At 48.6% G+C, this 7,808-nt stretch carries 7 protein-coding genes; 1 reads left to right on the top strand and 6 read right to left on the bottom strand.

What is annotated here, in order from left to right; all coding sequences use genetic code 11:
- Window positions 1–71 precede the first annotated feature (71 nt).
- The gene (locus tag OEM52_12165; GenBank protein MDK9700893.1) at window positions 72–2,738 is read left to right on the top strand and encodes a T9SS type A sorting domain-containing protein; all 2,667 of its coding nucleotides are present in this window, start codon (window positions 72–74) and stop codon (window positions 2,736–2,738) included.
- 83 nt (window positions 2,739–2,821) lie between these two features.
- Here the strand turns inward: OEM52_12165 and OEM52_12170 are convergent, their stop codons facing one another.
- From OEM52_12170 to OEM52_12195, 6 genes are all read right to left on the bottom strand, one after another.
- Window positions 2,822–3,379, bottom strand: a complete 558-nt coding sequence (locus OEM52_12170; protein ID MDK9700894.1) for a GNAT family N-acetyltransferase — start codon at window positions 3,377–3,379, stop codon at window positions 2,822–2,824.
- Between the two features lie 65 nt (window positions 3,380–3,444).
- The gene (locus tag OEM52_12175; protein MDK9700895.1) at window positions 3,445–3,912 is read right to left on the bottom strand and encodes a dTDP-4-dehydrorhamnose 3,5-epimerase family protein; all 468 of its coding nucleotides are present in this window, start codon (window positions 3,910–3,912) and stop codon (window positions 3,445–3,447) included.
- 97 nt (window positions 3,913–4,009) lie between these two features.
- Window positions 4,010–4,666: a hypothetical protein gene (locus tag OEM52_12180; protein MDK9700896.1), complete on the bottom strand. Its 657-nt coding sequence runs from the start codon at window positions 4,664–4,666 to the stop codon at window positions 4,010–4,012.
- A complete protein-coding gene (locus tag OEM52_12185; GenBank protein ID MDK9700897.1) occupies window positions 4,659–5,501 on the bottom strand; it encodes a hypothetical protein in 843 nt (280 codons plus the stop codon). The genes OEM52_12180 and OEM52_12185 overlap by 8 nt, the downstream gene beginning before the upstream one ends.
- Complete coding sequence (locus OEM52_12190; GenBank protein MDK9700898.1) at window positions 5,501–6,127, bottom strand: hypothetical protein; 627 nt, start codon at window positions 6,125–6,127, stop codon at window positions 5,501–5,503. Before OEM52_12190 ends, OEM52_12185 begins: the two co-directional genes overlap by 1 nt.
- Before the next feature lie 94 nt (window positions 6,128–6,221).
- Window positions 6,222–7,430 (bottom strand): fibronectin type III domain-containing protein, encoded by a 1,209-nt coding sequence (locus tag OEM52_12195; protein MDK9700899.1) that lies wholly within the window; start codon window positions 7,428–7,430, stop codon window positions 6,222–6,224.
- Between the last annotated feature and the right edge of the window lie 378 nt (window positions 7,431–7,808).

A 7,808-nucleotide genomic window follows, 5' to 3' on the forward strand; every position in this document is an offset into this window, starting at 1 on the left:
CATTCTACTCTCAGTTGTTAAGTCGATGAAAAGTAGCATCCAATCCACGCTACAGCAAGGGAGGAGTTCCCATGATGATAAGTAAGCCGATTTTAATTACGCGAAACAATACACTGCGCCTCGGAATTCTCTTTTTAGTTGCGCTCAGCGTCACACCACTCTTGGCGACCCCCTATTGGACGCCGGAGCAGATTGCTGCCCAAGAGGCAGGACTGTTACCTGTTCCGGACGCTTTAGGACCGTCTACCCCTCCCCGTCCTCCCCAAATCGAACCTTATAATTATTATACCCAATACTTGCGAACAGCCGACTGGTTGGTCGGACTCCAAGTTACTACTGCAGGAGCCGATTTTGGCGGCGAGCGGGAAGGGGAAACCGGTTCGCTATATACCATTATTCAGACCGATAATACGCAGGAGTGCATCGTGGTCTGGTCAAATGCGAAACGAATCACCGGGATCGATACCCTGTACCAACAAGCCATCGCCAATGCATGGATCTACAACCGCCGTTGGCCGGCTTGGCTCGAAGAAGGGAGTAACGGCAGTTACTACCGTAGCCATAACGCCGGGTGGGGCATCGCCGCGACGATGGCATACATTACCAACACTCAAGACTCCTCGGTAATCGGATACGGCGACTCTTGTGCCAATTACATCATGCAATATCCGTGCTCTGGCAGTTCCAACACTGACCGGAATGCCGAAGGTATCGCTACGGGAGCCCTTGCTCGTTATGCCCGGTGGCGGTTAGGTCATACCAATCATCAACGTTGGCTCGACACCTCCCTTGCCCGTGGGCAGCGGTTACGAATTTGGATTGAAAGCAATCCCACCTATGCTCTCCGGCAGGCGGAAAGTTGGGCGTTAAGTGGTGGTTGCTCGTTTTGGGGCGTTCTAAACTCGATCTGTCGTGAAAATCCAACGTGGGGAATTGGCTGGGTCAATCAATACGGGCAGTTTATGGATGCCCGCCCCGGCGCAGGGAATTGGGCGAACGCTTGGGGCACGTGGTACGGACATGGACATACCGATGCTTATCTCTTCACGGGGAATCCAATGTTTCTCGATAGTGCGCGGGTGTTAGCCGATTACTTATTGGATCAGGATACCGATCTGGATGGCGGGATACCCGCTACCGTTGGCGACCCCCAAAATCAGGACCAATCTTGGGTATCGTGTTACATGGATTGGATGCTGCTCGATCCATTAATGAATTTCTCGAATTTTCCGCACGATCTTGGTGTATCGCGAATCGATGAGCCGGCAACATTGGTCGTACAAGGGGACAGTATTCGGGTAAGGTTCTCAGTTGTGAATTACGGGCGCAATCCGCTTGCTCCAACAATTGAAATACGGTTTGGTGCGAGCGAAACCAATGCGACCGTGACAGCGCAAATCACCGATACGACTTTGTCACCGGGCTTACGGCGGGAGTACACAGCCTTCGCGGGAGTTGCATCGCTGCCCACGATGTTTTGCGGAGTGCGTTTGACAACCGTCGATAGCAATTCTGTAAACGATACATTAGCGGTACGATTCCATGTACGGACTCAGCGAACGCTACCGGTAACAGTACAAAGTTACAATGCCGACACAACCCGGATTTCGTTTGCATTTACTTCGATGGAAGACCCAACTCGATGTTGGCAAATCGATACTGTGATGCAAGGCGTACGTTCAATCCAATTGGATGCGCAGGTTTTCGATGGGAATTGGAACTATGAGCTAATCCCTTCAATTCCATTTAAACCGTTAAGCGGCACATATACAGTTTCCAGTGCAGGTCAATCACTTTACCTTTCAATGCAACCAGCGTTCATCTGGCTGCTTGACGACGATTCAAGCGCTACATTCGAAACCTATTATCAAGCGGCGTTGGATTCCACCTTACATGGTGATTTAGTAAGGTACGACCGGATTGAAACAGTGCAGGACCTTCCGACCGACATCACGAAGTTCTACTGCGTCATTTGGTTTACCGGCAACCGTACTACCCCAATGGATAGCGTTCGCCGGGTCGCGATTCGTAATGCAATCGCCAATCGCACGGCGCTTCTGTTGACTGGACAAAACATCGGCGAACATCTAAGCCTGGTTGACTTACCGTTACTGAACCGGTTAGGAGCTTCGTTAAGAACACCTGACGCGAACAATTATCGACTACTCGGCGTATCGGGTTCCAATTGGTATGGTGTCAATACATTGATTGCCGGGGCGAGCGGTGCGAACAATCAGAATTCTCAAGACGGCTTCAATCAGGTGAACAATAGTACATCATGGGTCGTTTATCAGAGTGATATCATGTCGAATGCCGCCGTATCGACCGTAGTTCAAAACGAAGCTAAGACACTACTTTGCGGATTTGGGATGGAGGCGATTTCCAGTACCGGTAATAATTCCATGAAGAGCATGTTGCTCGATGCGCTGGATTGGTTGTTTCCGTTGGATGCAGTGGAAAAGCCAACCGTAGCATTGCCGCAATCGCTGTCACTGACTGCTTATCCCAATCCCTTTAACTCCGAACTCACGATCCATATAGAACTACCGCAAACTGGACGCGCGGAAGTTGCAGTTTTTAATCTTGCTGGTCAGGAAATCGTTCGCGAACGGTTGCAAAGCAACAATGGTAACACTTCCTGGACTTGGCGGGCAGACAAAGTAGCGTCAGGCGTATACTATGTAAAAGCGATGCAACAGAACCGAAGTGTGATGCAAAAAGTGGTATTGTTGAAGTAGTAACAAGCCATCAGTTCAATTGAGAGCAAAGGGCGGACACAAGGTCCGCCCATACTCGATTTAATGGATGAGATTACTTATCGTTACAGAAATTTTCGGTATACGGGAAATTTTTCGTGGTTACGTTCGATGATGAATCCGGCATGAAAGTATAACGATAACGGACCAGTCCATAAATCACCCGCTTCGATTTTCTCCTCGAATTTTACTGGGAATGCGTCTACAACAGTGTAACCGCGCTCTTTTAGATCGTCCAACACCAATTCAAGAAAACGTTTCGCATAGCCTTTGCGCCGAACCCGGGGAATCAGGAACCAGCAAGTAATCGCTGCAGCACCACGTTGCGCCCGCAAACGAAATTGCTTGCAGAGCTTCTCGAAGATATCACGGGAGGCGGCCTGTACCCACCCCACCGGCTCACCATTTTCATACAGTAAGTAACCATCGGAAACGCCGTCAGCAATCAGTTGATCGCGGAGCTTGCGGTTTTCCTCGGCACTGCGTTCTTCAAAATGATCCCAGTTCTTTGTCCACCAACCAGCGCAAAAACACCAATCGTGTTCGCACTCAGCACAATGCACTCGATAGAAATCATCGCGGTTATCGACTGAGAGTTGTTGGATTGTTAGTTTTGCCGACATATTCTTTTATTACTTCTACAAGATTGCTTAGTCACCCGCCGAACGGCGGATTCCTCGCAACGACACTACCCCATCTTAATATCCCAATCGTAGGGAATTTCCGGGTCTTTCCAGTCTTTACGGAATTCGTCAGGATTCTCGTAATTGTACACTTCGGTTACGGTATTCACTGTAATCGATGGATAATGAGAAATCCCTTTCCAACCGTGGTACACTCCTGCCGGGATTTTTACCGCGATGGGAGAATGCTCACCGATGAAAAATTCATTGACCGTTCCGAAGGTCGGTGAGCCGTTGCGGGCATCGTACAACGCCATTTTGATCATACCGTGTACGCAGGTCGCAAAGTCGGTTTGCTTAGCGTGATAGTGCCACCCTTTCACAACGCCGGGGTAGTTCGTCGTGATGTATACCTGCCCGAATTTCTCAAAATGGGGATCATCGTTACGGAGTATCTCCATTAAGTGTCCCCGCTCATCGGCAATCTTCCGGAGCTTTACAACGACGACGCCATCGATTAACTTTTGCTGCATTTCTTTATCCTTCTAAAACTCGTCAAAACTTACAAAAGAGGAGTGTTGAACACAAGATTCCAAATCATCTAATTGATTGGGCATTTCTCCGTACACACTACAACACATGCACAAAATCGGACAACAGGAAAAACATCCGGTCGATTAGTAAAGCGATACGAGTCATAACCGTATAACCGTAGCCTGCGCCAAAACCAATCATTAACAATCCAGTGCCAACCTTTGCAATCATGCCCCACGATCCAGTATGCTCTTTTGAGAAAAAGAAGTAAATCAGAATCGCCAATAATCCAACCACCGTGATGAAGTTTCCAATAAATCGCAGGAATGTAATGATACCTGGATTTGCTACAAACGCCGCAGTGCTTGCGGTATCGAACAATGGAATCATACTGGCGCGAAGCTGCTGGACAAAATCTGCTTCCGCGAATGCAACCACTGCCAATCCGGAATAGATACCGACAATCGCAGCGAGCGACCATCGCGACAGCCATCCGATATTGGGAATGAACCGGGTAAAGAGAAGTAATCCAAACACCAATGGAACGATTAGCCACCAGTCCCGGCCGGTTGAAAGCGGTGTCCAGAGATTCGGACGAATTGTGTTGTGCCAGGTAAGCGCGAGAATGTAACCCGCCGCAACCCCGACAAAGAGATGCTCTGCAAATTTGTAGAGCGGATTATCCTTGTACAGGAAAGAGAAAATCATAACTGTCAGAATGGCGGCAATGCCAAGACCAATTTGCTCAGACATGTTTTCCTCCTTTCCGCTTCGACGTAAACCATGCCACATTTCCTACAATAATCAGAAGGATGATGAAGGTGTGTCCAAACGCTTGCGCGTCCGTTGCTTTTGCCGCAAGAGCCCGGCGATCAACCAACTCTTCGTATTCACCGGCTCCGGTAATTCCAGTCAACATTCCTTTCAACTGTCCGGCATTGTAATACGCCGAATACTCCGGAACCGACACGGCGGCAGCGCCGGCGAGCAATGTCAAATTGAAACGACCTTGTGCATACTGGACATACTCTTTCGTGCCGGGATAACCGACTGATATGGAAACGACTGCTTTGAAATTCTTGTAATTTTCTACTTCCGCCATAATCGGCGCATCGGTGACCGCTCTGCCGCGATAATCGCGGGGAAATGCCCCTTTTAACGAGCGTCCCATTTCCACAATCACCGCTTCCCTGCCGTCTTTGTATCCCAAATTGATGTAATCGACTTGATCCTTGATGTTGGGAAAAAGCGTTCTCATTTGTTCGATTGCCCGTTCCGACATCGGCGGTCCAGCAGGATAGAGACTCAGTATTACAATCCGGCACTTTTTCTTGAAGAGATGATAAAATACTGCTTCCGTCATCGGATACAGCTCTGCTTTCGAGCCGGGGTCATAATCGTTGCTAACCAAAACCAACGAGCCTTCAGGAATCGCTTCCACTGTTTTGTAGAAACTCATTACCGGTTCCGAAGCACTAAGTGGCAGATTAATCGGAAAGAGCAACGGCAGTGTCACCGCAAACAACATGCATAAAAAGATCCAGCGTTTATCGAGCTTGGAGAGGTTCTCCCAAATCGTCGTCTTCATCAATCGCTTCCTCCCAACCAGCTCCGCTCAATTCCGAAGATCATCTTCAAACCGGTTGCTACTGCACCCATCGCGGCACCGATGAGAATCGCCCGTTGCGCCACCGTATTCGGAACATTCATTATCCAATCGACCAACAACGGAAAGTCGTTCCATAGCATTTTACCAAACGGAACGCGACCGAGCATCACAATTACTGCGGTAACTGCGAGAAACCATGCTTGCCAACTCCGTACCCGAAACGCTCGAAACGCCGCCGAGGCGATAAAAAACGCCAGTGTCGCGTACATCGTTGAAGCCATCGGTGTATAAAAATTGAAGTAGATCATGTCATTGAAAAAGGTGCCTGGTTCGATCCCCCAGAAGATTCCGCTAATCGAAGTGACCACGAGCGAAACCAAGATCACCCATTTGTACATCCAATCTTCTTTCTTCGTCATCACTTGATCGAGTGAGACGCGCACAAGATTGGCAACGCCGAGGATGGTGGCGGCGGATGTGATAATGATTGCCCACTGTTGAATCCGTCCGGCGGCGTCGTTCACTACATAGTGCGGCACTAAGTACTGCACAATCATGAAGAGCCCGGAGGCAAAAAGGATAATAATTGGGATTTCGCGTTTCACTTCGGTTTCCTGATTCGGATTTCGGAAAGAAAACAACCTGAACATCTATTTGGAACGCTGGACTCGAATGTCCAACAGACTGAACTGCGATGCTCTACATTTCAAAAAGACGGGTGAATTGGGTTACACCCATCGTCTCAAGGATCGAACCGATGACGATGAGACTCATTGCCAGAACTTTCATCCAGTCGGTCCCGCGCAAAGTACCTAACAAACCGGGATCACCGCTGATATAGGAGCTGGCAGCAAAGAACTCTTCACCGATAAGCGTATAATCACAGGCTACGACAAAAAACGGAAGTTGATGGACATTCGATGTACCGGCAATTTGAATCGCGCCAGTTGAAAATCCGACTTCACTCAAAATGAGGGACTCCGCAAAGAACGCGCCCATAAAGAGATTCGCTGCTGGTTTTTCCCGCAACATGATGCCGCTGCAACCCGCTGTGTAGGCGAATTGTTCTTCAGAAAGGAACCGGATATTGTCGGGGACGTACGCTTCCGGTCGACCGGCATTGGTCGCACCGGATTTAACCGCTTCTTCGGCAACGGGGACAACAAAACTTGACATTAGGGGAACGATAATGGGGACATCATAGTCCGCGGTGCGGCGCGCTACCTCAGTGAGAATAATCATTGCCGCAATCGTCTGAATGTTGTCGACGCCTTGCGAACCGGGCGCGAACAACACCGGTTTACCCATTTCCGTAGCTCTGCCGATCGCTTCATCAATGGCGTCCAAACCCGCGATCCGGCGGACGAAAAATTTCTTACCGGTTTTCGCTTGATTCGTTAGGTAAAGGATCGAACCAAAGAACAACGCAATCAGTAAAATTACCACGATATGCTTAACGTTTATCCAAGACGGTATCGCCCGTACCGGCCCCACAACATTGGATGTAATCGCAACACGATTTAACGTGTCGACGAAGAGACTATCGTTTATCAGTTTCGACAAAGCATAATCGACTCGTAGGCGATACCAATAGTCCTTATTGGGTTGTAATGCATTGGTTCCATTCGCCGAACCGTCATCGACAAAATTCTTTGTTGTGATTTCCAAGGGGGCGATGTTTTGCCACTTACCGTCGGCAGATTCTGACCGCTGCAACAGAAAAGCATAGATTTGGGTATCAGGCGGTCGCGGGACGGTGTCCCATTGGATCGCAATCGCCTTTCCGGCATCATTCGGAACATCTTGGGCTTTGAGACCCAGATCAAGAGCAGATGTTGTTGTAGGAATAGACCAACACGTGAAAAGGATGAGCAGCCAGACTGCTTTTCCCGGACGAAGATACTTCACAATCGCTCCAACACTGAATCGGACGAAAACTCTGGAATTTAACAAGATGCGGAGAGAATTTGTCTTTTCCAACGTTAACTATGCCGAACGATGATTTCTTGCTTTGTTTGTATAATACCAACCCCCTAAGAAGCTAACAACTGGAACGGAAACGGAGAGCGATCACTTTTCTTAGCAAAACACAAGCGGAGACCCATACAAGTCGTCTAACATTTACATATATTGCATATCTATTATTTTATTGGTTATTACTGAGTTATATTATCGTTAACAGCCATTGTTCATGTATGTTTCATCAAGGGGGGAGAAGTGAAAAACACAGGAATCATTTTGCTGACGGTGTTCTCAATAGCAATATGTGCTCATGCACAGCTTACC

It is taken from the genome of bacterium (assembly GCA_030247525.1).
GTDB lineage: Bacteria > Electryoneota > JAOADG01 > JAOADG01 > JAOADG01 > JAOTSC01.